Source organism: Mycobacteroides salmoniphilum, from assembly GCF_004924335.1.
Lineage (GTDB): Bacteria > Actinomycetota > Actinomycetes > Mycobacteriales > Mycobacteriaceae > Mycobacterium > Mycobacterium salmoniphilum.
Genome location: NZ_CP024633.1, coordinates 4,672,011 through 4,697,791 on the forward strand (window position 1 = coordinate 4,672,011; position 25,781 = coordinate 4,697,791).

General features: G+C 63.6%; 28 protein-coding genes. 17 read left to right on the forward strand and 11 right to left on the reverse strand.

The genetic code is table 11. The features are described from left to right. Positions 1-149: 149 nt before the first annotated feature. From DSM43276_RS22920 to DSM43276_RS22940, 5 genes are all read left to right on the forward strand, one after another. On the forward strand, positions 150-995 hold the full coding sequence (locus tag DSM43276_RS22920; RefSeq protein ID WP_078328666.1) for a patatin-like phospholipase family protein: 846 nt from the start codon (positions 150-152) through the stop codon (positions 993-995). A 26-nt stretch (positions 996-1,021) separates the two neighbouring features. After that, positions 1,022-1,390 (forward strand): ATPase, encoded by a 369-nt coding sequence (locus DSM43276_RS22925; protein ID WP_234802974.1) that lies wholly within the window; start codon positions 1,022-1,024, stop codon positions 1,388-1,390. A gap of 13 nt (positions 1,391-1,403) precedes the next feature. Further along, entirely contained in the window at positions 1,404-2,081 is a 678-nt protein-coding gene (locus tag DSM43276_RS22930; RefSeq protein WP_078328667.1) for a nitroreductase family protein, read from the forward strand. 90 nt (positions 2,082-2,171) lie between these two features. After that, complete coding sequence (locus tag DSM43276_RS22935; protein WP_078328668.1) at positions 2,172-2,912, forward strand: hypothetical protein; 741 nt, start codon at positions 2,172-2,174, stop codon at positions 2,910-2,912. 3 nt (positions 2,913-2,915) lie between these two features. After that, positions 2,916-4,862, forward strand: coding sequence for a YhgE/Pip domain-containing protein (locus DSM43276_RS22940; protein ID WP_078328669.1), 1,947 nt, complete (start codon positions 2,916-2,918; stop codon positions 4,860-4,862). On the opposite strand, the gene DSM43276_RS24035 is transcribed toward DSM43276_RS22940, so the two are convergent. Genes DSM43276_RS24035 through DSM43276_RS22955 form a run of 3 tightly spaced genes read right to left on the reverse strand, consistent with a single transcriptional unit; the run spans position 4,852 to position 7,405 of the window. Further along, positions 4,852-5,262 (reverse strand): WhiB family transcriptional regulator, encoded by a 411-nt coding sequence (locus tag DSM43276_RS24035; protein WP_078328670.1) that lies wholly within the window; start codon positions 5,260-5,262, stop codon positions 4,852-4,854. The genes DSM43276_RS22940 and DSM43276_RS24035 overlap by 11 nt on opposite strands. Before the next feature lie 38 nt (positions 5,263-5,300). Further along, positions 5,301-6,467: a hypothetical protein gene (locus DSM43276_RS22950; RefSeq protein WP_078328671.1), complete on the reverse strand. Its 1,167-nt coding sequence runs from the start codon at positions 6,465-6,467 to the stop codon at positions 5,301-5,303. A gap of 2 nt (positions 6,468-6,469) precedes the next feature. Further along, complete coding sequence (locus DSM43276_RS22955; RefSeq protein WP_078328672.1) at positions 6,470-7,405, reverse strand: metal-dependent hydrolase; 936 nt, start codon at positions 7,403-7,405, stop codon at positions 6,470-6,472. A gap of 124 nt (positions 7,406-7,529) precedes the next feature. On the opposite strand from DSM43276_RS22955, the gene DSM43276_RS22960 reads away from it, so the two are divergent. The 3 genes from DSM43276_RS22960 to DSM43276_RS22970 all read left to right on the forward strand — a co-directional run bounded on the left by DSM43276_RS22960 (position 7,530) and on the right by DSM43276_RS22970 (position 10,291). Then, positions 7,530-8,138, forward strand: coding sequence for a TetR/AcrR family transcriptional regulator (locus DSM43276_RS22960; RefSeq protein ID WP_078328673.1), 609 nt, complete (start codon positions 7,530-7,532; stop codon positions 8,136-8,138). A gap of 72 nt (positions 8,139-8,210) precedes the next feature. Further along, positions 8,211-8,906 carry a cupin domain-containing protein gene (locus tag DSM43276_RS22965; RefSeq protein ID WP_078328674.1) on the forward strand — a complete coding sequence of 232 codons (696 nt, stop codon included), beginning with the start codon at positions 8,211-8,213 and terminating at the stop codon, positions 8,904-8,906. Between the two features lie 113 nt (positions 8,907-9,019). After that, positions 9,020-10,291, forward strand: a complete 1,272-nt coding sequence (locus DSM43276_RS22970; protein ID WP_078328772.1) for a PepSY-associated TM helix domain-containing protein — start codon at positions 9,020-9,022, stop codon at positions 10,289-10,291. Here DSM43276_RS22970 and DSM43276_RS22975 read toward each other — a convergent pair. From DSM43276_RS22975 to DSM43276_RS22985, 3 genes are all read right to left on the reverse strand, one after another. Beyond that, on the reverse strand, positions 10,197-12,980 hold the full coding sequence (locus DSM43276_RS22975; RefSeq protein WP_078328771.1) for an MMPL/RND family transporter: 2,784 nt from the start codon (positions 12,978-12,980) through the stop codon (positions 10,197-10,199). The two genes, DSM43276_RS22970 and DSM43276_RS22975, sit on opposite strands and share 95 nt — an antisense overlap. 35 nt (positions 12,981-13,015) lie before the next feature. Further along, positions 13,016-13,414: an MmpS family transport accessory protein gene (locus DSM43276_RS22980; protein ID WP_046255325.1), complete on the reverse strand. Its 399-nt coding sequence runs from the start codon at positions 13,412-13,414 to the stop codon at positions 13,016-13,018. Positions 13,415-13,592: 178 nt separating this feature from the next. Continuing rightward, positions 13,593-14,039, reverse strand: coding sequence for a hypothetical protein (locus DSM43276_RS22985; protein ID WP_078328675.1), 447 nt, complete (start codon positions 14,037-14,039; stop codon positions 13,593-13,595). 141 nt (positions 14,040-14,180) lie between these two features. Here DSM43276_RS22985 and DSM43276_RS22990 point away from each other — a divergent pair, with 141 nt between their 5' ends. From DSM43276_RS22990 to DSM43276_RS23660, 5 genes are all read left to right on the forward strand, one after another. Further along, positions 14,181-15,182 carry an adenylate/guanylate cyclase domain-containing protein gene (locus DSM43276_RS22990; protein ID WP_078328676.1) on the forward strand — a complete coding sequence of 334 codons (1,002 nt, stop codon included), beginning with the start codon at positions 14,181-14,183 and terminating at the stop codon, positions 15,180-15,182. 36 nt (positions 15,183-15,218) lie between these two features. Next, a complete protein-coding gene (locus DSM43276_RS22995) occupies positions 15,219-15,653 on the forward strand; it encodes an SRPBCC family protein (protein WP_078328677.1) in 435 nt (144 codons plus the stop codon). 9 nt (positions 15,654-15,662) lie between these two features. Next, positions 15,663-16,229, forward strand: a complete 567-nt coding sequence (locus DSM43276_RS23000; protein WP_078328678.1) for a TetR/AcrR family transcriptional regulator — start codon at positions 15,663-15,665, stop codon at positions 16,227-16,229. A gap of 98 nt (positions 16,230-16,327) precedes the next feature. Beyond that, positions 16,328-16,987 (forward strand): biliverdin-producing heme oxygenase, encoded by a 660-nt coding sequence (locus tag DSM43276_RS23005; protein WP_078328679.1) that lies wholly within the window; start codon positions 16,328-16,330, stop codon positions 16,985-16,987. 490 nt (positions 16,988-17,477) lie between these two features. After that, positions 17,478-17,927 carry a hypothetical protein gene (locus DSM43276_RS23660; protein WP_078328680.1) on the forward strand — a complete coding sequence of 150 codons (450 nt, stop codon included), beginning with the start codon at positions 17,478-17,480 and terminating at the stop codon, positions 17,925-17,927. Positions 17,928-18,038: 111 nt separating this feature from the next. On the opposite strand, the gene DSM43276_RS23015 is transcribed toward DSM43276_RS23660, so the two are convergent. Both DSM43276_RS23015 and DSM43276_RS23020 read right to left on the reverse strand, forming a co-directional pair. Beyond that, positions 18,039-18,836, reverse strand: coding sequence for a L,D-transpeptidase (locus DSM43276_RS23015; protein WP_078328681.1), 798 nt, complete (start codon positions 18,834-18,836; stop codon positions 18,039-18,041). 202 nt (positions 18,837-19,038) lie between these two features. Further along, a complete protein-coding gene (locus DSM43276_RS23020) occupies positions 19,039-19,611 on the reverse strand; it encodes a TetR/AcrR family transcriptional regulator (RefSeq protein WP_078328682.1) in 573 nt (190 codons plus the stop codon). Positions 19,612-19,690: 79 nt separating this feature from the next. On the opposite strand from DSM43276_RS23020, the gene DSM43276_RS23025 reads away from it, so the two are divergent. The 3 genes from DSM43276_RS23025 to DSM43276_RS23035 are packed head-to-tail and all read left to right on the forward strand — an operon-like array spanning position 19,691 to position 21,491. Continuing rightward, entirely contained in the window at positions 19,691-20,302 is a 612-nt protein-coding gene (locus DSM43276_RS23025; RefSeq protein ID WP_078328683.1) for a class I SAM-dependent methyltransferase, read from the forward strand. Positions 20,303-20,314: 12 nt separating this feature from the next. Further along, positions 20,315-20,707: a PPOX class F420-dependent oxidoreductase gene (locus tag DSM43276_RS23030; RefSeq protein WP_078328684.1), complete on the forward strand. Its 393-nt coding sequence runs from the start codon at positions 20,315-20,317 to the stop codon at positions 20,705-20,707. A 34-nt stretch (positions 20,708-20,741) separates the two neighbouring features. Then, on the forward strand, positions 20,742-21,491 hold the full coding sequence (locus DSM43276_RS23035; protein WP_078328773.1) for an enoyl-CoA hydratase-related protein: 750 nt from the start codon (positions 20,742-20,744) through the stop codon (positions 21,489-21,491). Positions 21,492-21,499: 8 nt separating this feature from the next. Here DSM43276_RS23035 and DSM43276_RS23040 read toward each other — a convergent pair whose 3' ends face one another. Together DSM43276_RS23040 and DSM43276_RS23045 are read right to left on the reverse strand one after the other, a co-directional pair. After that, a complete protein-coding gene (locus DSM43276_RS23040; protein ID WP_412458638.1) occupies positions 21,500-22,411 on the reverse strand; it encodes a glycoside hydrolase family 6 protein in 912 nt (303 codons plus the stop codon). A 107-nt stretch (positions 22,412-22,518) separates the two neighbouring features. Further along, positions 22,519-22,773 (reverse strand): hypothetical protein, encoded by a 255-nt coding sequence (locus DSM43276_RS23045; protein ID WP_136629149.1) that lies wholly within the window; start codon positions 22,771-22,773, stop codon positions 22,519-22,521. 215 nt (positions 22,774-22,988) lie between these two features. Here DSM43276_RS23045 and DSM43276_RS23050 point away from each other — a divergent pair, with 215 nt between their 5' ends. Further along, positions 22,989-24,017, forward strand: coding sequence for a fused (3R)-hydroxyacyl-ACP dehydratase subunits HadA/HadB (locus DSM43276_RS23050; protein WP_078328686.1), 1,029 nt, complete (start codon positions 22,989-22,991; stop codon positions 24,015-24,017). A gap of 31 nt (positions 24,018-24,048) precedes the next feature. Here DSM43276_RS23050 and DSM43276_RS23055 read toward each other — a convergent pair whose 3' ends face one another. After that, a complete protein-coding gene (locus DSM43276_RS23055; protein ID WP_078328687.1) occupies positions 24,049-25,713 on the reverse strand; it encodes an ABC-F family ATP-binding cassette domain-containing protein in 1,665 nt (554 codons plus the stop codon). Positions 25,714-25,781 lie beyond the last annotated feature (68 nt).

Below are 25,781 nucleotides of genomic sequence, written 5' to 3' on the forward strand. Positions count from 1 at the left end.
CTCCAAGTAGACAAGTGTCCAGACACTGAACTGCTCGTGGCCAAGGCCGTGTACAGGTCGGACCGCATCCACTATTACCGAAAATCAGACACCTGTCCAGAATGGTTGTGCGGCGGCACCGCCCTCCGGTAGATCGCTAGTGTTGCGCTATGACAACGGCGTTTGTGTTGTCCGGTGGCGCCAGCCTCGGGTCGATCCAAGTCGGCATGCTGCTGGCCTTGACCGAGGCCGGGGTCGTCCCCGATCTGATCGTCGGAACGTCGGTGGGTGCGCTGAACGGCGGCTGGCTGGCCGCGCGATCCGATATGGACGGCATGAACGCGCTCGCCGACCTCTGGCGATCACTCTCCCGCGGCGACGTCTTCCCCACCAATCTGTACACCGGGTTCCTCGGATTCATCGGCCGTCGTCGCAGCCTGGTTTCCGATTCGGGTCTGCGCCGTCTCTTGAAGGAACACTTGGAGTTTCGCAGGCTTGAAGACGCTCCCATTCCGCTGCATGTCGTGGCGACCGACGTGCTCACCGGCAAGGACGTTCTGCTGTCCAGCGGCGATCCGATCGACGCGATCGCCGCCAGTGCCGCTGTGCCTGCCGTGCTGCCGCCGGTAACTATCGATGGACGGGTCTTCATCGATGGTGGCGTGGTGAACAACACCCCACTCTCACATGCCGTTTCGTTGGGTGCCGACGAGATCTGGGTGCTGCCCACGGGGTATGCCTGCGCACTTCGCGAAGCTCCGAGAGGCGCGCTGGCCATGGCGCTGCACGCCACCACGCTGGCCATCAACCAACGCCTGGCCGTAGACGTCGCCCGCTTCGAGCGGACCGTCGCGCTGCGGGTGGTGCCGCCGCTGTGTCCGGTCCGCATCTCACCGATCGACTTCTCACATTCGGGTGAGCTCATCGACCGCGCGCGTCAGCAGACCCTCAGGTGGCTACTCATGCCGAGATTCAAGATCAATCAGGCAGATCTCCTGGAACATCACCACGACTGAGCACATCGAGCTGTAACACTGGCCGCGTGGTGCTCGACGACACCCCCGAGAAGGGCAGCCCGGCTGCCTCCCGTACCGGGCGTGAGCGCATCCAGAAGCTGGCCAGAGCGGCGCTCAACGCAGATGTCACCGTCGGGCAGCTCGACACCGTGCTCACCGACATGTCCGCCGTTCTCATCGACATGAACGACACGCTTGGTGTCATCGGCGAGCTCACGCCCCGCATGATGCTCGTCGTCGAGCGGATGGAGAACGTGATGACACGCATCGAGCGGATCGTCGGACTCGCCGAGTCGGTGCTCACACCGGTCACCGTCACCGAGTCGGCGGTGCGCGGCGTCCTGGCGTCGTTCCAGAACGAGATCAAGCGACGGTTGGCTCGCCCCGGGAGCTGACTAGAGTGGCGCCATGGAGCTCTACGACGTCATGCGCACCACCTTCGCGGCACGTGAGTTCACCGGGGAACCATTGCCCGACAATGTGTTAGACCGCATCCTCGACAACGCCCGGTTCGCTCCCAGCGGAGGCAATCGGCAAGCCGGACACATCATCGTGATCAGGGACCCCTCCACGCGTGCGGGCCTGATCGAGGCGACCACGCCGGGCGCACGCCGGTACTTCGCGCAGATCGCGGCCTGTGAGTCACCGTGGAATCCGGTCAGTCCCACCCTCGTTGCCCCGGAAACCGTCGCCGCGACCAGGGTTCCCGAGTCGGTTTTCGAACCGCTGCGCACCGCATCGGTGGTGCTGGTCGTGTGCGTGGACCTGAGACTGGTCGCGGCCACGGACCAGGGGCTGGATCGCATCGGCGTCATCAGTGGAGCCTCGATCTATCCGCTGGTGTGGAACATCCTGCTGGCCGCCCGAGCAGAGGGCTTCGGTGGCACCCTGACCACCATGGCCGTGGCGCAAGAGCCCAAAGTGCGTGAGCTGCTCGGCATTCCCGATACATATGCGGTGGCCGCCGTGTTACCCATCGGCAAGCCCGTCAAGCAATTGAGGAAGCTACGACGCAACACCGTCGACGAGTTCGTCACCCGCGAACGCTTTGACGGGGACCCCTACCGCGAGTATCACTCGCGGTAGCGCGAATATCCGAGATCACACTGATTTCCCCAGGCAGCCTGGTGTTTGATCGAATGGACGTGCCAGTCCGCGATCTGAAACGAGCAACCCGTGAACGCACAGGACGAACCGGACACCACACCGGACGAACCGGATACCTCCCTACCCGAGGAGCCAGGAGACGACGCTCTCCAGGAGAGTGCTCCGGCGCTGATCACGGCGGCCGGGCTGGGTGTGGACGGTGAACACGGACCGCTTTTTTCCAGCATCGACCTGGAACTCACCTCGGGGTTTCACGCCATCCAGATGCCCGGCGGACCGGGGCAGCACACGCTGCTACTGGCACTGGCCGGCCGACTCAAGCCCAGCCACGGCACCGTCACCGTGATGGGCGACAGCGACCCGCGTGCGATCCGCCGACACTGTGCCATCGCCGCCTTCGCCGATATCGACGAGCTCGAAGAGACCGTGACGGTCCAGACCGTTCTCGCCGAACAGGTCCGATGGCTGGCACCGTGGTTCTCGCGGGTCCCCGCCGATACCGGACACGACAAGCTGGCCGAGGTGTTCGGTGAGCTCCCGGCGCCGTCCGGAGGCACCTACATCGTCGAACTGTCCGATCTCGACCTGTTCCTCGTGCGCATCGCGCTGGCGCTGCTCTCGGACCGACCCATTCTGGTCGTCGGCGACCTGGAGCAGGTCCGCGACAACGCGCGCCGCGCCACGGCCGTCGAGCGGCTCGGCGTGATCGCCGAGAACCGCACCGTCGTCGTCGGAGTGACCAACCCCTTGGGCATCGACGCACCCGTCCACGACTTGCACGACCACCGCATCCTCACCGGGAGGGACTAACCCATGCTCGCTGGACTCGCATTTGGTTCAGAAATAAAGCGATTCGGCCGCAGCCGAATGACCCGCGCCGCGATCGTGGTCCTCATGCTGCTGCCGCTGGTGTACGGCGCGCTGTATCTGTGGGCGTACTGGGACCCCTTCGGCCACGTCAACAAGATGCCGGTGGCACTGGTCAACGCCGACAAGGGCGCCACCGTCTCCGGCCAGCACGTAAACATCGGCGAGGAAATCTCCAAGAGCCTCACCGCCGACGGCAGCATGGACTGGCATGTTCTCAGTCTCGACGAGGCGCGCAATGGGGTTGACCACGGCACGTACTACTTCATGTTGGAGCTGCCCCCCGATTTCAGTGAGGCCATCGCCTCGCCGCTCACCGGTCAGCCGAAGCAGGCCAATCTGGTCGCCGTATACAACGACGCCAACAACTACATCTCCTCGAGCATCGGCCGCACCGCCATCGATCAGGTGCTCAATGCCGTCTCGACCCGTATCTCCGGCCAGGCCGTCAATCAGGTTCTGTCCGTGGTGGTTTCCTCCGGTGCGGGCATCCAGCAGGCCGCTGACGGCGCTGCGCAGCTCGCGGACGGCGCGGCTAAGGTCGACGACGGTGCGGGGCAGCTCGCAAACGGGCTGCACACAGCCCGGCCCGGATCTGCGCAACTGGCCACCGGCGCCAAGCAGCTCTCCGACGGCATCAACCAGGCCACCGACCCTCTGCTGACCGTCAGTAAGGCGGTCGCGAACATCGGCGGCAGCACCGACAAACTTCAGCAGGGCACCGACGCGCTACGGCAAGCCAACGATCAGATCGACGGCATCGCCAAGGCCCAGGACAACGCCGCCAACGCGCTTACCGCGGTGATCGATCAGCTAGCCGGGCGCCAGGACCCGGCGGCGAACACGCTGCGCGGCATCCAGGACCAGCTGCGCGAACATCAGTTCACACCCCAGGTTCGCCAGCAGCTGACCGATGCGGAAAACGCGTCGATCGCGATGACCGAGACGCTGCGCGGACCCGGCAGCCCGCTGAAATCTGCTCTTGATCAGGTTGGCGGCAAGGGGCAGGAACTCACCAACAAGCTCAACCAGATGCGAAACGGCGCACAGCAGCTCGCCGCCGGAAATGCGCAATTGGCCAGTGGCATCGCCCAAATGTACGACGGCGCACAACAACTGAAATCGGGTACCTCGCAGCTGCGTTCCGGCTCGGCCGAACTGGCGACCAAGCTTGCCGATGGGGCCAAGCAGGTACCCAACTGGAGTGCCCAACAGAAGGACTCCATCGCCGATACCATCGGCGGCCCGGTGCATCTGGAGACCTCGCACGAGAATGCCGCGCCCAACTTCGGTACCGGTATGGCACCGTTCTTCGTCACGCTAGCGTTGTTCTTCGGGGCCTTGGTGCTGTGGATGATACTGCGGCCCTTGCAGAATCGAGCAATCGCCGCGGAGGTACTCCCCATCCGGGTGGCGCTCTCCAGTTATCTACCCGCCGCCACCATCGGGATCTTCCAGGCGATCATCCTGTATTGCGTGGTGCGATTCGCCCTCGGAATGCACGCCGCTCACCCGGTCGCGATGCTCGCCTTCATGGTGCTGATCTCGTTCGCGTTCGTCGCCGCTACCCAGGCCATCAACGCACTGGTGGGTGCGGCTGTCGGGCGCGTACTGCTCATGGCCTTACTGATGTTGCAACTGGTCAGCGCCGGCGGCATGTATCCGGTGGAGACCACCTCGAGACCCTTCCAGGTTCTCCACAAATACGACCCGATGACGTACGGCGTCGACGGGTTACGTCAGCTGATCCTGGGCGGTATCGACGGCAGACTGTGGCAGGCGGTGGTCACCCTGCTCTGCATCGCGTTGGGTGGGCTCCTGATCACCAGCCTGTCGGCCCGGCGTAATCAACTCTGGAATCTGACGAGGCTACTGCCGTCGATCAAGATGTAGCCTGGTCCGCCGCGGCGGCCTTGCGCCGTGACCGCGTCATGGCCAGTCGCCGCTCACGCGTTGTCATCGCACCCCAAACACCGTGTGGTTCATCAGTTCTTATGGCATGGGCCGCGCACGGCTTTCGCACCGGACACTCGTTGCAGATCCGTTTCGCCTGCACCTCGTATTGCTTCCGCAATGCTCCCCGCTGAGTTTCGGCGTGGTAGAAGATATCCGTCGACATTCCGCGACAGACGGCCTTTACTTGCCACTCCAGTTCATCCAGCGCCGGTTCCACGCCGCGAAACTTTGGTCGCGTCACGGCCTTGCCCCAGACCACCCACAAACATTCGGGCGCGTCGATGCCATCCGCATCCACCGAGTCTGGAGCCGAATGCCGGCGGTACGCGATAGCCACTTTGGACAATCCGCGGCGCGGAATTGACCCGACTGGCTCTAGGATTCGCCGGCGCCAATCACTATTGTGCGCGTCCGCTGGGCCACGTCACCTCGGCGGACGGGTGCGGCGACGGTCCAGGCGGCGATTGTGCTCGCCGCGGCAACGGCGAGACAAATCGCGGCATACCCAAGACTGCCGATCGGATCGCCTGCAGTGGTCACACCATTCGCCGCCCCGAAGTACCCGGGCAGCGCGGTCACCCACAGCACCGCCATGACCGCAAGGTAGCTGCCCGCATAGATCAGGATGGCCGGATGCGTGGTGTAGCCGTCCGCGCCAGTGCGCCGGACATCGAGCCACTGTTTGATCAGCACCGGTAGCGCCACCGCTACCAGGGCGATCAGCTCCAGGGCGTAGACGACACCGACCACAGCGGTACTGCCCGATATCGCACCCGCGATGGTGGCAGGCATCGGCAGGACTGCGGTACCGATCGAGGCCAGCACGCCGATAACCACCGTGCGCCAGAGGATCTGAGGACCGGTGAAGGATTTTCCTTCGTCCACATAGCGGCCGACAAACAGCTGCGCGCAGAACGCCAGAGACATCGGCCACAGCGCCGCGAAGACGACCACACTGCCCATCGGCACCGAGTCGAAGAACGGCTTGTTCAGCGGATTGTCCAGAGTCCATTCCCACCAACGCAATTGCGGCCCGAGGTGGTCGAAGATCTCATAGAACGCATGATGGATCACGCCGACGCACGCCGCTCCGATGAGGACGCCATAGCGGCGGAAGACCCCCAGTGTCCGCACGATTTCGAAGGCCACGGTGGCCATCATCGGGTAGATCGCGATGATGTACAGGGGTAGTCGGCCCCACAAAAAATCGACAGTAAAGACGTTGTGCGCGAACATCGTATCGACATGCTCGCTGATGCCGAACGGCCCGGGAAAGTACAGCGGTGGTTCGATGATCAACAGATAGGCGATCGCCCCGAACCACACGACGATGTTCGTCGGATCGTTGTGGCGGCGCAGCCGGATGATCGCGTACACCAATGCCAGCACCGCCCCCGCGATCACGGTCAGCTCCAGGACCGGCAGCGTCCAGTTCTGCAGCGCGAACGGACTGCGGAAAGCGGCGATCCCGCCCGCGGTGTCGCATGAGAAACCCAGCCGCGCCGCCAAGTCGGCAAAGGTCGGCGCACACAGATCAGACACGGTCAGGCTCCTACCTGCGTCACCTGATCGGCCGTGTACCACTGGGTGACCTCATATCCGGCCTCATACCGCGCGAACCATTCGTCGGCCAATGCCGGCAGCTTCTCGTGCGCCGGATTGTGGCCCGGGATCTGGCTGCGCACCGCGCCCGACATGGCGACCATCACCTCACGCACCGGCAGGTGCCTGAAGGCGTTTTCAATCGGCCCGTCGTACGGCGCGTCTCCGAAGGGGAGGCGGTGCAGCAGTGACTTCTTACGCGCTTGCATCCCGAACATCGACAGAGCATCCACCTTGCGGTCCTCGAGAGGAACGTGTTTGTTGAATCCTTCGCACGCGATGCGCAGCACCGACCACACATGCCTGAAGATCGACGGGGCCATCCGCATGCGGTACCACGGATCGTTGGCCACCGCGTCATAGATGATCAGGGCTGAGCTCCGGTGCTCAACCTCCTCGACGAAGTGCCATAAGAACAACGAGGCGACGCGATCATCACCGGGCGCGAACAAGCTGTCGTCGTGGTCCAGCATCAGCTTGAAGACCGGCGTGAAGGTCGCCTCCAGGTCGGCGGTGTACGCCAACCGGTACTTCAATGGCTTATTGGCGGTCAGGTCGTCGAAGGCGGCGATCACCTCGTCCAGGGTTTCCTTGAGGCCCGGGTAACTCTTGATCAGGCCCTTGGCGTGCTGACGATGCCCCATGGAGTGCTGTCCCTCTTGCCGCACGAACGCCTCTGCCTCCTGCGCGATCACGGGATCGGCAATCAGCGGAATCGCCTCGGGAATCATCTGCCCGATCATCTTCTCGAACGCGATCGCCAGAAAGGAGACGGCGTTGGCCATGCTCGAAAACGCGGGGTTGGACTCGTTCCACAGGAACGGCACGTGGTGGTCGGCGAACGCAAACCGCAACTTGCGCACGATGAGTTCCGTCATGGCAGGCACCTCACTTGAACATACAATCAGACATTAATTTGTTGTTCTGTATGATTACTGGATCAATCGAGTGCTGTCAACGGCCGATATGCTGCACAGATGCTGGCGGCCAGAGGACTCGACGATGGCACGTAGGCGCGGATGGGACGGGCAGCCGCCCAGCAGTGACGAGGAGGCTTCCAAGCGGATTGTCGCCGCAGCGGTGCAGCTGATCGGCGAGACCGGCTCGGCGGTAAGCCTCGCCGACGTCGCCGCAAAGCTCGGTGTCATCCGACAAACCGTCTACCGGTACTTCCCCACCGCCGAAGCGCTCATGCATGCCGCTTCCATCGCCTCGGTGGACGGCTTCCTGGACCGGCTGACGGAGGTGGTGCGCGGCATCACCGATCCCGCCGAGGCGCTCACCGAGGGTGTGCTCTACACCTTGGAAGAAGTCACTCGCACACCGCATTTGGCCATCATGATGTCCGAGCCCTACGCACACTCACACACGAGCGATATGACCTCGGATGAGGCTCAGGCGTTCGGTCTGCGCATGCTCGGCCGGTTTGACGTCGACTGGAATCGGTACGGATACGACCATGACGCCAAGCGCGGACTCGTGGAGTTCGCGCTACGAATCATGCTGTCGTTCTTCGTCTCCCCGAATGAAGCCACCCGCTCCCGCGACGAATTGCGGCGCTTCCTCACGCGCTGGCTGGGTGGGGCCATTCTGGCCCAGCCATCTGATTAATCGCGATTTCCGTTTCAACTAAACGTTTATATCGCCTTTCGCAATTAGTCTGGGCGCGCATACCGTCACCATATGAAGCCGATCAATCGACGTACCGTGCTCGGCGGTGTCGGAGTGGCGGGGGTCGCGGCCGTCGCCGGTGCCGGAACCGACCGTGCCTTGTCTTCCCCGCGCTCCCGTGACGACATAAAGGATCAGACCGTGACCGATGACGCCGCACGCTTCGGCGATCCCCGCATCCCCGCCGAACTGAACACCGCCCAACCGCACATGTTTCACCTTGGCGCCCTGGCGCCGCAGACCTTCGACGGTGGCGACCTGCGCCAGGCGCACGAGGGCAACTTCCCCATCCTCACCGGACAGCAGGCCAGCATCGTCATGGTGACCTTGCAGCCGGGCGGAATCCGGGAACCGCACTGGCATCCCAGCGCCTGGGAAATCAACATCATCACCGGCGGCGTCGCGAAATGGACGCTGTTGGACCCCGAGGGACATAGCGAAACCTTCGACGCTCAGGTGGGCGATGTGGTCTTCGCACCCCAGGGATCGTTGCACTACTTCGAGAACAAGGGCACCGAAGACCTCAAGCTGCTGATCGTGTTCAACGCGAGCACCGCAGAAGGCAAGGACGACATCGGCATTGGCGCATCGATCAGCAAGCTCCCACCCGATGTCCTCGCCGCCGTGTTCGGCGTGCCGACGGAAACCTTCGCGAAGTTCAAGAAGATCGACGAGTCCATCACCATCCTGCGCAGACCTACCGCGTAGCACCCCCCGACACGTAGGCGCCCATCGCGCGTTCGCCGACATTAGCCTTACTCCACGGGCAGCGGTCGGTGCGCGTTATGGAGGAGAAGGTGGCCACATCCCGGCGCCGTCGTGTGTCCTTAAAGGTCCGGCGCGCCTTGGTTCTCAGTCACCGCTGGGTCGGCCTGGTCTGCGGGCTCCTTGTTGTGGTTGTCAGCACCAGCGGCGCCCTGCTCGTGTACCAGCCGGAGCTGATCCGAGCGCTGCACCCCGAGATGTTCCACGCCACAGTCGCCGACAAGCCGGTCGGCTTCACGCAGGCGATGGACGCGGTCCAGTCGCGCTACCCCGACATTCAGCTCGCGAACGCGTCTCTGAAGAACGGCGTGTACCTGCTGAGCGCCTCGACCGACACACACGACACGTTTTTCGTCGATGCGGGGACCGGCCTGCTCAACGGGCGAATGGACCTCGGCAAGGGCGTGCTGGGGTTTCTGGTCAATCTGCACGACTGCGGTTTCACCTGCGAGGACTACAGCGGCTATCTGCCATTCCTCGCCCAGCCTTGCCCGCTGGCACAGGTGAGCACCTTCTCTGGATTGTCCTGGGGAGCAGCACTACTGGCGGTCGCCGCGCTTATCCTGCTACTGCTGGTGATTCCGGCGCCGTTCATCTGGTGGAAGGCAATCCGCAAGCTGCGCAATGCTTTGCGTGTCCGCTGGAGGGCGGGGCGATTCGCTCGCGACTTCGACCTGCACGCCCTTATCGGCATCGTCGCCATGGTGCCGCTCCTGGTCTGGGGGCTGACCGGACTGCAATTCGAGATGCCCGGACTCACCGCCCTTTGGTACTCAGTGACCGGCGGCCAGGTTACCGAGAACACCTTCACCGCGGGGTCCGGCGATCAGAATGTCACCGTCGAACACGCCATGGCGGCAGCCAAGAACCAGTTCCCGGGTTCTGAGGTGACCTGGATAGGCATGCCGGACAACGAGAATTCCTTCTACACCATCGACCTGCTGGATCGGGACGGGCCGGATCTACGGGCCTACAGCCATAACTACCACGGGAATCGCTCCGTGGGCGTAGACGCTCACGACGCCGGGCATGTGCAGATCCTGCGCGGGAAGCCGGCCACCCCGTCGAACGCCATCGCCGACGAATGGGCCAGCTCTGCCGCCCATTTCGGCCTTGCCGTGAACGGCTACTGGCGCGCGATCTGGTTCGTCCTCGGCATGGCGCCGCTGCTGCTCGCCATCACCGGCTTCAGCACCTGGCACTGGCGCCGCCGAGCCCGTCTGCGTGCTCGCGTCAGGACCGCACAGATTCCCGACGCGGGCGCGAAAGCACCCGGGTCGGCCACCAGAACCACGTCCCCAGCAGCCGAACGAGTGCGGGCACGATGAACGAGCGCACGATCAGCGTGTCGAGCAGCAGGCCGATGCACACGGTGGTGCCCACCTGGCCGATGGTGCGTAGATCACTCGACAGCATCGCCAGCATCGTGAAGGCGAACACCAAACCCGCGGAGGTCACGACGCCTCCCGTACTTCCCAGCGCGCGGATGAGTCCGGTGTTCAACCCGGCGTGGGTCTCTTCTTTGAGCCGGGCGATCAGCAACAGGTTGTAGTCCGAGCCCACCGCCACCAAGATGATGAACGTCAGCGGCAGGATCAGCCAGTGCAACGGCAGACCCACCAGGTGCTGCCAGATGAGCACCGATAGGCCAAACGCGCCTGCGAACGAGAAGGCCACCGTGCCAATAATGACGAAGGGCGCCACCAGACTTCGCGTGATGACCATCATGATCAAGAAGATGAGTGTGAAGGCCGCGATCGCCGCGATGAGCAGATCCGATGCGGCGTACTCCTTGATGTCCTTGTTGTTGGACCCGGCGCCGCCGATATAGACCTTTGCCCCGGCCAACGAGGTTTCCTTGAGCGCCGTCGTAATGGCATCGGGGAACTCGTTGACGTGCTCGATGCCTTCCGGGCCCATGGCATTACCCACGTGGGTGACGATGAACCGGGCCGCCTTGCCATCCGGTGACATCATCAGCGCCATACCGGTTTTGATGTCCTCATTGTCGAAAGCTTCGTGCGGTATGTAGAAGAAGTCATCGCTGCGGGATGCGTCGAAATCGTTTCCGACGTTGATCATGTCGTCGAAGGTCTGGTCCGTCGCGGTGGACTGCAGATTGGTCTGGCCATAGGTGTTGACGATGAGGGCCTGCAGCGCTTCCTGGTCATTGGCCGTCAGCTTCAGTAGCGCAACCATCTGCGGCAACAGTCGATCGACGGCCTCCAGGGAGCCCACCGCATCCTTGATGTCGGCCGCCAGCTTGTCGATGCTGTCGAGCATGTCGAACAACGATCTGAAGGACAAGCACACGGGAATGTCGAAACAGTGTGGTTCCCAATAGAAGTAATTGCGCAGCGGACGCATGAAGTCATCGAGGTTCGAGACCTTCTCGTTCATGTCTTTCGTGACCTGTTGCATGTCCTCCATCGTCACGACGGTGTTATGCATTTCGTCCGCAAGCTTCTGGGTCAGGTCGACGGTCTGCCGTAGAACCGCCACAGAGTGCGCCATGATCTGGGCCTGCTTATCGGTGTTGGCGTTCTGAGCCTTCGTGAACGGGAGCTGCTGGCCGTTCCCGCTGCCCTGCGTGGTGAACAGGTAAGGCAGAGAGGCATGTTCGAGCGCACGCCCCATCGGCCTGGTAATGCTCTGCACCATCGCGACACCGGGAAGCCGCACCAGGCTCTTGGAGACACGGTCCAATGAGATGAAATCGGCCGAGTTGCGCATGTCGTGATCCGACTCGACCATGAGCATCTCGGTGAACAACTTGCTCGGCGGGAAGTGCCGGTCCGCGGCCGCAAAACCCTCCTTCGCGGGGGCATCCGACGGTTGATAGGCGCGATCGTCATAGCTCACTTGATAAGTCGGCACAAAGACCGCGCCGACAAGGACCGCGGCGGCACTTGCCACCAGGATGGGCTTGGGCCAACGCACCACGCTTGCGCCGATGCGCCGGTACAGACGCGCCTTGGCCCGTTGTTTGGGATCGAAGAGCCCGAACAGGCTGCCCAGGTGCAGCATCGCCGGCCCGAGCGTAAGCGCTGCCGCGATGGTCAAGAGCATGCCGATGGCAACGGCCGGACCCATGGTGTGGAAGTAGTTGAGCCGCGCGAAACTTAGGCACAGGCCCGCGCCCGCGATCGTCAATCCTGAGCCGATGATGACGTGAGAGACGCCGCGGTACGCCGCGTAGAAGGCGTCCTCGCGACTCATCCCCGCGTTCCTCGCCTCGTGGTATCGCCCCAACAGGAAGATGCCGTAGTCCGTCCCCGCACCCAACGTCAGGGAGATGACGATGTTGACGGCGAATGAGGACAGCTCGATGTATCCAAAGTGCCCGAGAGTGGCGACAACTCCTCGCGCAACCAGCATCTCGACCAGAACGCCGAACAACGGCACCAGCATCGTGGTGACGGATCGGTACACCATCAGCAGCATGAAGATGATGAGGAAGATCGTCACGATCGTGATGTTGTTCAGGCTGGAGTTCGCGACGCTCAACGTGTCCGACGCGAGGGGTGCCGCACCGCTGACATAGATCTTGAGGCCGGGTGGTGGCGTGTCCTTGTCGATCAAGTCCTTGACCGCGTCGACAGATTTGTTCGCCTGCATCTGGCCGATATCGCCTGCCAGGCGCAGCAATACAAATGCGGACTTGCCGTCCAGGCTCTGCGCCCCGGCCGCGGTGATCGGCTTTCCCCAGGTGTCCATCACGTACTGCACGTGCTCGGTGTCGTTCTTGAGCCTGCGCACCAGGTCGTCGTAGTACTGGTGATCGGCCTCGCCGAGCGGCCGATCGGCTTCCAGAACCAACATGGTCAGGCTGGTGGATGTGGATTCCTGGAACTTCTCCCCGATCTGCAGCATCGCCCGCTGAGACGGCGCGTAGTGCGGGATCATCGGTCCCGCGAGCTCTGCGGCAACGTCTTCCACGTGCGGCACAAACGTATTCGTGGTTACCGCGACGATGGCCCAGAAGACGATGATCGGCACCGCCAGGACACGGACCATCCTGGCGACGAAGGGCTTCTTCTCCCGATGCTCGCTCATGCCGACTTCACCCTGCACATGACGTTCGCATCCGCATGGTCGTCGGACATTTCATCGCGGACCACATCATTCACCCGTATCCGGCAGCCGACCTGCCCCCCACGCACCTGTACCGAGATGCTGCCCGACACCACTGTGAGAGTCGTTGTCTCCGTGTGAGACCACGGCAACGTGGTCACGTCAACCTGGTGCGGATGACCGTCGATATCGACATAGCTCAACATCCCGCCATTCCCGACCGTGCCGAAGACCTCGTAGGTGAGCGTCTTGGGCGTGAACTCCGGCGGCGCCTGTGGCGGATTGACGGTGAGCACGGGCCCGGGGGCGGACAACTCGTGCACCTTCAACATCGAACCACCGGCCACTCCGAGCGCGATGACTGCGACCAGAGGCATCCAGGCTCGTGCCAGAACCGTCCTGCCAACCGAACGTGGGCTCACCCGACCGCCTTCCCGCACCTCACGTCACGAGCATGTCAACGGAACTGACATAAGTACGGTCGGAAATGTTATCAGCCCAACCTGGGAATGCGAACGGCAACGTTGACCGCCCCCGAAGTCCGTCAGATCAGCGTCAGGACGCGTGTGGCAGCCGCCCCTTCAACCGCCGCATCCTGAGTACTTGTGCCGTGATGTTGATCGACGAGATCATCGGAATCACCCCGAGAAACGTCCGCTCGGAGGGCGTGGCCCCGTGCAGTTGCTCCAGGCTGCCGAGCACGTAGAAACAGCCCAGGCTGAAGATCGTGGCCGGAATGGAGAACGCCCACAATGACCCCCGGTCGGTGATTGCCTGCCGTGCGAAGTGGAGCTCGTCGGCCGACATCGGCTCCCTCTTGCGCACCTTCTTCAGCACGAATGGGTAGCCACCAACCTGGTCCGCCAGCGGTGATGACCCGCGGGTCCTCAGCCGCGTGGTGTACACGAACATGCACGTGGCGAAGGTCAGTAGGGCCACGAAGGCGAGAATCGCCAGGTACCCAAAGAGGTGCCAGTTATGCCCCAAGAAGTTCCAGTTCATCACACCATCCCTTTGCCCCGCCGTCGAGGAATCCCTTTGGAGATACTCGGGGTTTCCCCGGATCAAGTCAAGGCTCCTGACACTGCCTGCCGCTCGTATCGTTATGCCGACAGCGGGTTGCCGGTGTGTTGTACTGGCGAGATGCCCGAGTCTCGCGAGCTCAACGAGGTGGTCGATGCCGCGATCGAGCAGTCGCTCCTCGGGGGGCCACGCAAGTACACCCGCTCCCAGGTAGCCGAGCTCTCCGGCGTGCCCGTCGAACGTGCCCGGAAGCTATGGGTGGCACTGGGCTTCGCCGCGGCGGAAGGCGACGACGACATCGCGTTCACCGATGCCGACGTCTCCGCGATCCGTACCTTCGCGGCACTGGGAACGACGACGGCGACCAATGAACAGAGCCAAGTCGCAGCCGCCCGAACGCTCGGTCAGGCCATGGCGCGGTTGGCCGAGTGGCAGGCGGACCTGCTCACGCGCGAGGTCGGAGATCGCATTGCCGCCGAAGGCGACCAGTTCGCGCCCGGGTCAAGCGTCGATGCCGTCACCCAGACCATCTCGACACTGACGGCGTTGCAGGATTACGCATGGCAGCGGCACCTGGCCGCAGCCCTCAGTCGATCGCATGAATCCGGCAGCACCACAAGACAATTACTCGTCGGTTTTGCCGACATGGTGGGCTACACACGCCTGTCCCGCCACCTGGACCCCGATGAGCTGACCAACCTCCTGGAGACATTCGAGACCGCGCTCACCGATGCGATCACCACACACGGTGGCTGGGTGATCAAGAACGTCGGCGACGAGATCATGTTCGCGGCCGGGGGCGCAGAAACGGGCGCGCGTATCGCGGTCGCGATGAACGCGGCGATCACCGAAGCAGTACAGAGGATTCCGGACATGCCACAGATACGCGTGGGCCTGGCCCACGGACAGGTACTCGTGCGCTTCGGCGACCTCTACGGCACAGTGGTCAACACCGCCGCGCGACTGACCGGCGTGGCGCGGCCCGGAACGATCCTTCTCGACGACGCCGCCGCAGCGGCGTTAGGAGACAACGGCGAGTTCGTTCTCCGTCACCTGCGCGGCGTGCGCGTCAAGGGGTTCTCCCGGTTGGGTTCGCACGTATTACGCACGCGCAGACGCTGACAGTTTTCCCAACAAAGAGATACGAGAGGACATCACGTGGCCCAGTACACCGAAGAGACGGTCTTCGAAGCTCCCCGGGAGATCGTCTACGAGCTGCTTGCCAACCGCGAAGGGTACAACGAGTTCCTGCCCTTCACCGTCACCTTGGTGCGCCCCGGGACCGCCGAACGCCAAGGCGTCGGCGCAGTTCATCGCATCGGTGTCGGGCCCGTTGGCGTCAAAGAGGAGATCGTCGAGCTCGTTGAAGGCGAACGCATCCAGTACCGCGTCGTCGGCGGTCTACCGGTGCGCTCACACGTCGGGACTATCAGCCTCACCGACCACCCCAGAGGGACAACCGTGCACTACTCGATGGAGTCCACACCGCTGATTCCGGTGCCCGACGCGCTCATGGTCTGGGTACTGCGCAAGTCGATGTCGGGCCTTGTCGACGGCGCACAGCGCGAAGCCGCCCGACGCTCGTCGGGTTAGAGTCGCGCAGTGCCCAGGATCAGCGCCTCTTCTGTGGAAGAACACCGCGAACAGGTGCACCGTCGGGTCTTCGAGGCTTTCGCCGGTTTGATGGCCGAACAAAGCTTCGACGCCATCACGATGGCCAAGCTGGCCGCCGCAGCGGGAATTGGACGCACCGCGATTTACCACCACTTCGCCGACAAGGACGCTGTCATTGTCGAATTCGCCTCACATGAGACCAGCCGTTACCTCGACGGTCTCCACGCCGCGCTTGCCGACATCGGTGATCCGGCACAGCGGCTGCGGATCTACATCCGGCACCAGCTCGAGACCGGCCAGCAGTTTCACATGGGGTTAGGCAGCCAGCTGTATGGCGCACTGTCTCGGGACGCCACCGTCGCGATCCGCGACCATGTGGTGGCCGTCGAGAAGGTACTGCGTGAAATCCTGACGGATGGGGTAGTCGCAGAGGTATTCGTCGTTGAGGACCAGTCGGCGACGGTGTCATTAATCCACGCGTGCCTGGCGCCTCGGCACCTACCCAACGCTGCGATCGAACGATTCGTGTTGCGTGCCCTGGGGACAACCCCGTAGGCCCCACTTAGGCACGACGCCATGCTAGGTTTCTGACATCTTGTCAGGATGATCTTGACAAGATGTCAGGTAAATCTCAAGGTCAGGACATCCGCCGCATGACCCTCAGCTCCCCCACGGTTCCCCAAGCAGCCGAATCGCTTTCGTTGGCCATGCGTGATGGTTCGCGCGCCGAACATGACGCCGCCGAGCAGTCGCCGTTCGTCTCCGAATTGCTTGCCGGCAGAGTCAACGCCCTCGGATACGTCGACTACCTGTTGCGACTGCGGGTGGTTTACACCACTCTCGAAGACGCCGTGCGGGCACGTCGTGATGACCCACTGATTGCGGCCGTTTATGACCCGGCACTGGAGCGGCGTGACGCCCTCGACGCCGACCTGGAGTACTGGGCCCCCGATGCTTCCCGCCAGGTGAATTCCACGGCAGCGCAAAACTATCGAAATCGGATGACCCATGCCGACGGCAGTGGGGCGGTGCTGGCGCACCACTATGTTCGATACTTGGGTGACCTCTCCGGCGGCCAGGCCATCGGCCGCATACTCGACCGCGTGTTCGGCCTCGGCGGAGCCGGTCTGTCGTTCTACGAGTTCCCGATGCGGCCGAAACCGTACAAGGACGCGTACCGCGCCCGCCTGGACGAACTAGGGCTAGACACACAGGAGCAGGCGCGAGTAGTCGACGAGGTCAAGGTCGCGTTCGGGCTCAATCAGGCACTGTTTGACGAATTAGCCGCAAATCTGTCCGCGTACCGACGCTGAACACGCCACCTGCGCTGCGACGCCCTACCGGCCACCACACAGAGCCCGATGCATTCAGCGCGCAAATTTGAGTAATGGATAATACATAATTCCGGGACGAGAATTTATGCGGGAAGTCCATTTCCCATATCTTTACCTAACCATACTTTCTTTCCCCCATCCGCCGTCTTGACGCAGAATTTCTTGACATACGGAGTGGACTGCTACGCCGCAAGAAGCTCGCAATGAACACGTTTAGATCACAGTTCCGCCTCAACAAGAGAAGCGACCAGGCGTAACCAGAATGGCCTGGTGAGCTGGTAGTTAACAATAAGAATCCGGTAAAAGAGTCGGGTACCCGAAACCCGCTAAGTCACAGACGCAGCCCCTTTTCCATATCAGGTTCATAACCTGCCGGGCCTCGTCTGGACCCATTTTCTGTGGCGCTATAAAGTTCAACCAGAGAATTTCACCCGCGTGATTTACACGCATAAGCTAGGGAGTCGGGTCGGTGGCTATCAACCTCGATCGAATGGTTATTCAAATAATTGCCGGCGCTGGATTTGGCGTGGCCGCCGTGGTGGTGAGCCCCTCCGCGACCGCGGCCCCTGTGATCGTCGGGCACTACGTCATTGACGACGGCGCCGGCGGCACCGGTAAAGGTGCGCTCGTCGGCGCCCCCGCCGCAGGAGCGGCACCCGTAGCCGGTGTACCGATTCTGCCGGGGCCAGTCGCGGCACCCGCCGCGCCTGTCGTTCCGGCAGCACCCATTGTCCCGGCCGCGCCGGTTGTTCCTGCGGCACCGGTGGTTCCGGCGGCACCCGCCGTCGTTCCCGCCGCCGCACCCCTGGATGGTGCGCTGGCCGCGGGCCCCGTCGCCGGTAAGGGCGCACCGGTCGGTTCGACGGTTCCGGGTGGTCCGACACCGGGTGTTCCGACTCCCGCCGGCCCGCAGGACTGATCGCCACACCCGACTCTCAACCATGATGCCGAGGCTCCCGAAAGGAGTCTCGGCATCATTGTTTTCCGCTAAATATCAAGGGCTGCAGCGGGTTTCAATCCCGTAGTGCGACTACTCCTGCACGACTACCGGATCACCGATGTTGACGTTGTTGAAGTACCACTCGGCGGCCGCCGGAGTCAGGCTGATGCAGCCGTGACTGACGTTCTCGTAGCCCATCGCCGGCACTGCCCACGGAGCCGAATGCACGAAGAGGCCGCGGTTGGTGAAGCGGACGGCGTTCTCCACGTCGATTTTGTAGCCGTCGGGAGCTGTGACAGGAATGCCCACGCTGCTGGAATCCATCAGCACCGAGCGTTCCTTCCCCAAGACCGAGTAGGTGCCGACGGGTGTCGGATACTCCGGCCGGCCCATGGAGGCCGGGAAGACCCCTTCCTCTCCCAATCGGGGAAGGTGATGCGGCGCGGGCAGTCCCGTCGAGCCGTCCGATGGTCGTCTCCACACTCCTTCATAGGACACTGTGAACGTGTGCCGCGAGATACTCGCGATACCGATCAGGGCAGGGCCCGTCGAGATCTCCGCGGGCTTGCCACCCACCATCAGCCTCACCGTGCTGTGTGAAGGCCAGAATCGGTCTGGAACCCATTGCACGACGTTGTCGTCGATCCATTCGTACGTGCCCGTCATGGCGGGTGTCGACGTGATCCCCAGCGCCCGCTCGGCGGCCTGCCGGTTGGCGATGGGCCCGTTGAGCGTCACCACCACGGGGTGCGCGATACCCACGAGCGTGTCCGGCGTGGGCGCGATGGATCTGACATCTAGATCCAGCGGCAGGCTCACCGCCGTGGTCTCGACGCCGGTGGCATGCCCGGCCAGCGTCGCCGCGACCACGGATACCGCGACAACCATGTGAAGAACTGTCCTCATCGACCCGACCCCTCTGGGATGACCACTTCGTCATGAACGATGTGATCGTATGGACGTGTCAGGGCCGGAAGTAGCGGGCGCGCTTGCCGTTTCGGTAACGCGTTCCCCACGGTTTGATAACGAAAAAGTCAGTGAAACAGGCCCGCTAACTGGTCCCGGTAAATCCCCAAATTATGGGGTCTCATCAGGCGTTTTCCCCAGAGATGAGGGCCGTCAACAACGGGGACATCAGCGCGACAATCTCGTCGTCGCTGGCGGCCGCCAGATCGGGCATCCGCAAGAGGTACCGCTGACTGGCAATCCCCATCAATACGGCACTTAACAATGCAGCTCGTAGCCGCGCGTCGGGCTGCTCGATGGTGGCCGCCACCGAACTCACCGCATGATCGGTGACCTGTTCGCGCAGCAGTTCCAACGCATCCTCGCTGGTCATGCTGTTGCGGAGTAGAACTGCCATCGGGCCGTTCGGCTCGGCGGCCCATCCCGAGAGCAACCCACGCAGGTAGTTCTCGGCCGTCTCCGCCGGGTTCGGCACCGTCAGCTCCTCCACCGGGATCGTCCAGCTGACCGCCTCTCGGAAGAGGTTGCTCTTGCTCCCGAAGTACTGGATCACCGACGACTTATCCACGTCGGCTGCGGCCGCGATGCCCCGAATCGTGGCCTTCTCGTACCCGACCTCGGCGAACACCCGCCGGGAGGCCGACAGGATTCGTTGCCGCGTCCGCTGTCCCTTGCGCTCGGGCGGTGGTGAAGACATAGACACATCCTCGCAGGAACAAAAGTAGACAACCGTTGAGTTATTGTGGACAAGAGTACCGAGAAGAAGGGACGAACGGATGGCACACGTAATCGACTGGGATGGCGCCTACCGGAAGGACCGACCGGCGTGGAACATCGGCGAACCACAACCCGAGTTCGCCGCGCTCATCGACCAAGACGGGATCGTTCGGGGCGAGGTGCTCGATGCCGGCTGCGGCTACGCCGAACTGGGACTTGCCTTGGCGGCGCGTGGACACACCGTCGTGGGGATCGACCTGACACCTACCGCGGTCGAGGCCGCCACGGCCGCCGCCGCCGAACGCGGTCTGCGCACCGCCACCTTTCACCAGGCCGATATCAGCGCATTCACCGGCTACGACGGCCGCTTCGCCACCATCTTCGACAGTGGTCTGCTGCATGCGCTGCCCGCAGAGCTGCGCGACGGGTACCTGCGGTCCGTTCATCGTGCGGCGGCGCCCAGCGCCTCGTTCTACATCCTGGCGTTCGGCACCGGCGCGTTCGGAGACCACGATGGCCCCGCGCCCACACAGTTCACCGAAGACCAACTGCGCGAGATTGTTTCAAAGCACTGGCAGGTCGAGGGTATCCGCCCTGCCAGTCTCCAGGCGGGAATCGGCCAGGAGGGTGTGCAGTTGCCCGGGCATCTCGTGATCGCCCGCAAGGCATAAGGGAGCCAGGCGATGGCCTTCACCCCGAGTGAACAAGAATTTCTGCGCCAACAGCCCATAGGTCGCCTGTGCACCATGGGCGCCGCCGGCGATCCGCAGATCAGACCGGTCGGTGTGCACCTCGGTCCGGATGGAACGGCGATAGACGTCGTTGGTCACGCGCTGGCCTCAACGCAAAAGTGGCGCAACGTGATCGGAAATCCACGCGTGGCCTTCATTGTCGACGAAGTGATCTCGGTGAAACCTCCGCGAGCGCACGGCATCGAGGTCCGCGGGACGGCGCAGGTGATGCCCGGTCAAGGCAGCACCGACGGCGGGCTGAGCGGCGACATCATCCGCATTACGCCGCACCGGATCATCTCGTGGGGAATCGACGGCCCGCAGACCCGCGGGAGAAAGGCCTAGGCGCTACCGCACGCTATCGGTCATGCTCAGCGGTATGCCTGTGACGATCGAGACGCACGACCGGGTCTGCGTGATCCGGATGGATCGGCCCGCGAAGCGCAACGCCATCAACCCCGAGATGACGCTGGCGCTGGACGCCGCCCTGAACGAATTCGAAGACGACGCGGGCCTGTGGGTGGCCGTGTTGACCGGCTACCGCGAGGGCTTTTGTGCGGGTACCGATCTCGCCGAGACATCCGGCCCGCGCACCGCGCGCGGAGGAGAGTACGGGGTGATCCGGCGCTCACGCCGTAAGCCGCTGATCGCCGCCGTCGAGGGAATGGCCCTGGGTGGCGGCATGGAAATCGTGCTCGCCTGCGATCTGGTGGTGGCGGCGGTTTCGGCGACCTTCGGACTGCCCGAGGCCCGCCGGGGGGTCATCGCCACGTGCGGCGGCCTGTTCCGCGCGCAACGTGCACTGCCGCTGAACATCGCACGACAGATACTCCTCACCGGCGATCCGATCACGGCGGATCGTGCCTACCAGCTGGGGCTGGTGAACGAGGTGACCGAAAGCGGCGCAGCCCTGGAGTCCGCGATCGCCCTCGCCCAACGGATCGTGCTCAATTCGCCTGTGTCTGTTCAAGAAAGCCTGCGCGCGACGCACCAGGGGTTCAACCAGGCTGACGAGGCCGGGTGGGCGGACACCGAGACCGCATTCGAAGCAGTGCTGCAGTCCGCGGATATGGCGGAAGGGATCACCGCGTTCTTCGAACGTCGACCACCTCAGTGGACCGGCAAGTAGCCCCGCCTTTACCGTCCCGCGTTACGCGCCAGATCGATCGCGAACTGGTTCACGAAGGTTCCGGCCCGAGGATCCCCGCGGTCGCATGAACCGTCGGATTCCCCGGGACGCTTGACCCACAGATAAGCGTCAACGTTGGGGCTCGCGGTGGCCGTGGTGGGCGGGGTACCCAGGGCACGACCACTGGGGTTGCACCAGTAGAGCGCGTCAGCGGTGGGCCCCGCTCCGTTGCGCGAGGTGTCGATCACGTAGTGCGCGCCGTTCGTCATTCCGGAAATCGCGTCGCCGTATCCGATTTCCTCATCAGTGGTGAAGAAGTTCGCGGTGTTGAGGCTGAAGCCTCGCGCCTTGGCGATGCCGACGTCATTGAGCCGGGCGGCCATGGTGTCAGCACTCACCCAACGCGAATGGCCACCGTCGATGTACACGGCAGAGGCCGGATTACGGGTCAGTGTGTCGACGGCGTACCGCATCAACTCAAAGCGTTCCTGGCGTTGACCGGCCGACAGACAGTCGGCCATCGCCAGTGCGTCGGGTTCGAGGATGATCACTGCCGGCCCTGAACCCACGGCAGACGCGACGCCATCGATCCACCCTCGGTAAGCATCGGCCGACCCGAAGCCCCCGGCAGCGAAGCTGCCGCAGTCGCGGTGCGGGATTGCGTACAGAGCCAGTACCGGCGTGGCGCCGGAAGCCTGCGCCGCACTGATGTACTTCGCGTCCACGCTGGGAGTCGAGACGTTATCCATCCAGTACGCCTGCGGCGTGTTGGCGATGGAGGTCAGCTCGGCGCTTCCCGCACCCTGCGCGGCGCGCATGGCCGCCGAGTTCGGATTGACGTAGAACCCCTGACCATCCAACGGGTTGTCCGCCCTGGCCACCGGGCCAACGAACAGACCCAGGCACGTAACGGCCAGGATGGGGGCGATCCGTCGTGCGAGGACACCAGCAGCTGAGGAAATCACCTCAGAAAACTAGCGGTATCACGCCCGCGAGCGCCATTCGGCCCAGGGGCAGATCTCGTGCGCTACCTGGCAATGGCGTGCGGCGGGTTGTCTACTTCCTGCTGGTCCTCACAAGCGTCCAACTCGTTGACGAGCACACAGTTACTCCCACCGTCCTGCTGGTTAGGCGGGTCCTGCTCGCAATCGCCAAACTCATTGACCCGCTCGCACATCGCGCGAGTTGTGGGCACCGCGTATGCGGTGGGAACCGAGACGTGAAAAGTGCCCGCGATCACGGCGGCACATGCCGCGGCAACGACGCCTCCAATATTGGCCATAGTGCCTTCCCTTCTTCCTACGGGCACAACCCCCCGATCACGGTTTCTCGGCAGCGACGACACCTGAACACGGGCGGTGACCACCCATTTTACAAAGCAATGGCCGCGCTGATGGCCGATTGAGACACGGATCGGCGTCTATCTAGCCGGGGTCTGCGCGCTAGTGTGCTTGCGTCGGCCTCAGCGAACAGGCCGACAGGAAAGTTGGACAACTCATGACTGCACCAGCAGAAGCGTCGACGCTCGAAGCGCGCGTCGGCCACTACTACCAGATGGACGGCCCCTACCTGGTCGGCCGCGAGAAGGTGCGCGAGTACGCCCGCGCGGTGCAGGACTATCACCCCGCCCACTGGGATGCCGCCGCTGCCGCGGACCTGGGCTACTCAGGTCTGGTGGCCCCGCTGACGTTCACATCCACCCCCGCCATGGCCTGTAACCGCCGCATGTTCGAATCCGTGGTCGTCGGTTACGACACCTACCTACAGACAGAAGAAGTCTTCGAACAGCACCGGCCGATTGTCGCCGGAGATGAGCTGCATATCGACGTGGAACTGACATCGGTACGCCGGGCCGCGGGCAGGGATCTGATCACCGTGACCAACACCTTCACGGACACGGCCGGCGAGCGGGTGCACACCCTGCACACCACCGTCGTCGGCGTCACCGCCGACGAGATCAATCCGGGGACGATGGCGGCCGTGCAGAGGGCGATGATGCACGACGTGGACTTCTCCGGCGTCGGCGCATCGGCGCAGGCCTATGAGAAAACCGTGCGACCCGCGGGCGAGGTTCGGATCTCCGCGGACACCACGCGGACACCGGGCACGCCGTCCTTCGACGACGTCACGGTCGGCGACGAGCTGCCGGTCCATCACACCCGACTGTCCCGGGGCGATCTGGTGAACTATGCCGGCGTCGCAGGCGATGCCAACCCGATTCACTGGGACGAGGACATCGCCAAGCTGGCCGGGCTGCCCGACGTGATCGCACACGGCATGCTCACCATGGGTTTGGGTTCCGGATTCTTCTCGACGTGGTCGGGCGACCCGGGTGCGGTGACCCGCTACGCGGTGCGGCTATCCGCACCGGCGATCGTGTCGGCCGGCGAGGGCGCGGACATCGAGTTCGGCGGCAAGATCAAATCGCTGGATCCAGAGACCCGCACCGGCATCATCATGGTGACGGCGAAGTCCAGCGCTAAGAAGATCTTCGGCCTCGCGACCATGCACGTCCGCTTCAGCTGACCTGACGATCCCCTACAAGGAACGCCTGCGGCTACAGCTCGGTCACCCGGCCGTTGTCGACCATCCATGAACGGTCCAACCGAACATTCTGCAGCATCCGGCGATCATGCGTCACCAGCAACAGCGCACCGTCATAGCTCTCGAGCGCCTGCTCGAGCTGCTCGATCGCGGCCAGGTCGAGATGGTTCGTGGGCTCATCCAGAACCAACACGTTCGTGCCGCATGCCTGCAGCAGCGCTAGGCCGGCCCGCGTCCGCTCACCGGGCGAAAGCTCATCGACCGTGCGTTCCACATGGTCGGCACGCAGACCGAACTTTGCGAGCAGCGTTCGCACATCAGCCGTCGACCATGCCGGCACCCGCTGCTCAAAGCGATCGACGAGCCGGTCCGTTCCGGTGAAGTCGGCTCGCGCCTGGTCGATCTCGCCGATTGCGATGTTTGCACCCGTACTCGCGCGGCCCTCGTCGGGCTGCTGGCGCCCCAGCAGCAGGCGCAGCAAAGTGGACTTTCCCGCCCCGTTGGGGCCCGTGATACCGATCCGCTCACCGGCGTCAACCTGAAGCGACACCGGCCCCAGGACGAATTCGCCTTGCCTCACAACGGCATTGTCAAGAGTCGCGACGATAGAACTCGACCGGGGCGCGGCACCGATGGTGAACTCGAGCACCCATTCCTTGCGGGGTTCGTCGACCTCTTCGAGGCGGGCGATCCGGCTCTCCATCTGACGAACCTTCTGCGCCTGCTTCTCGCTGGACTCCGACGCCGCGCGGCGCCGGATCTTGTCGTTATCGGGGGCCTTACGCATCGCGTTGCGCACACCCTGGCTCGACCATTCCCGCTGAGTGCGTGCACGCGCCACGAGGTCGGCCTTCTTCTCGGCGAACTCTTCGTACTGTTCGCGTCGGTGCCGCCGACCAACGGCACGCTCTTCCAGATAGCTTTCGTAACCGCCGCCGAAGACCGTCGTGGTGTTCTGAGCCAGGTCCAGTTCCAGGACGTGGGTGACGCTGCGAGCGAGAAACTCGCGATCGTGACTCACCAACACCACGCCACCACGAACGTCGCGGACGAAGTCCTCCAGCCGGGCCAATCCGTCGAGGTCCAGATCGTTGGTCGGCTCATCGAGCAGGACAATGTCGAACCGCGACAGCACCAGCGCCGCCAACCCGACACGCGCCGCCTGCCCGCCCGACAAGTCAGTCATCAGGGTCGACTGCGGACGCACCGCATCCGAGCCGAGGCCCAGGTCGACCAGCACCGCGGGCAGCCGCTCGTCGAGATCCGCCGCACCGGAGGCAAGCCAGCGATCAAACGCGGCCGAGTAGGCGTCGGTCGGATCGATCTCCGAGCGGCTCTGATCCTCCTCGGCCAGCGCCGCGGCCGCGGCTTCCATGGCCTGCGTGGCGTCGATGCATCCTGTGCGACGCGCGATGTAGGTGGCGACGGTTTCTCCCGGCACCCGCTCATGCTCCTGCGGCAGCCACCCGATGAAAGCGTCGGCCGGCGCCACGCTGACGGCACCCTCGAGCGGCTCCAGATCCCCGGCAAGTATCCGCAGAAGTGTGCTCTTGCCGGCACCGTTGGCGCCGACGACTCCGACCACATCGCCGGGCGCCACGGTCAGATCGAGCGCCTCGAAGAGCGTGCGGTGGGCGAACCCACCAGCCACATTCTTCGCGACAAGCGTTGCGGTCATGGGTTCATCGTCCCATCACCACGCACCAACAGGGCCCGCGCGTAAGTAGCGGACGGCTACCATCGCGC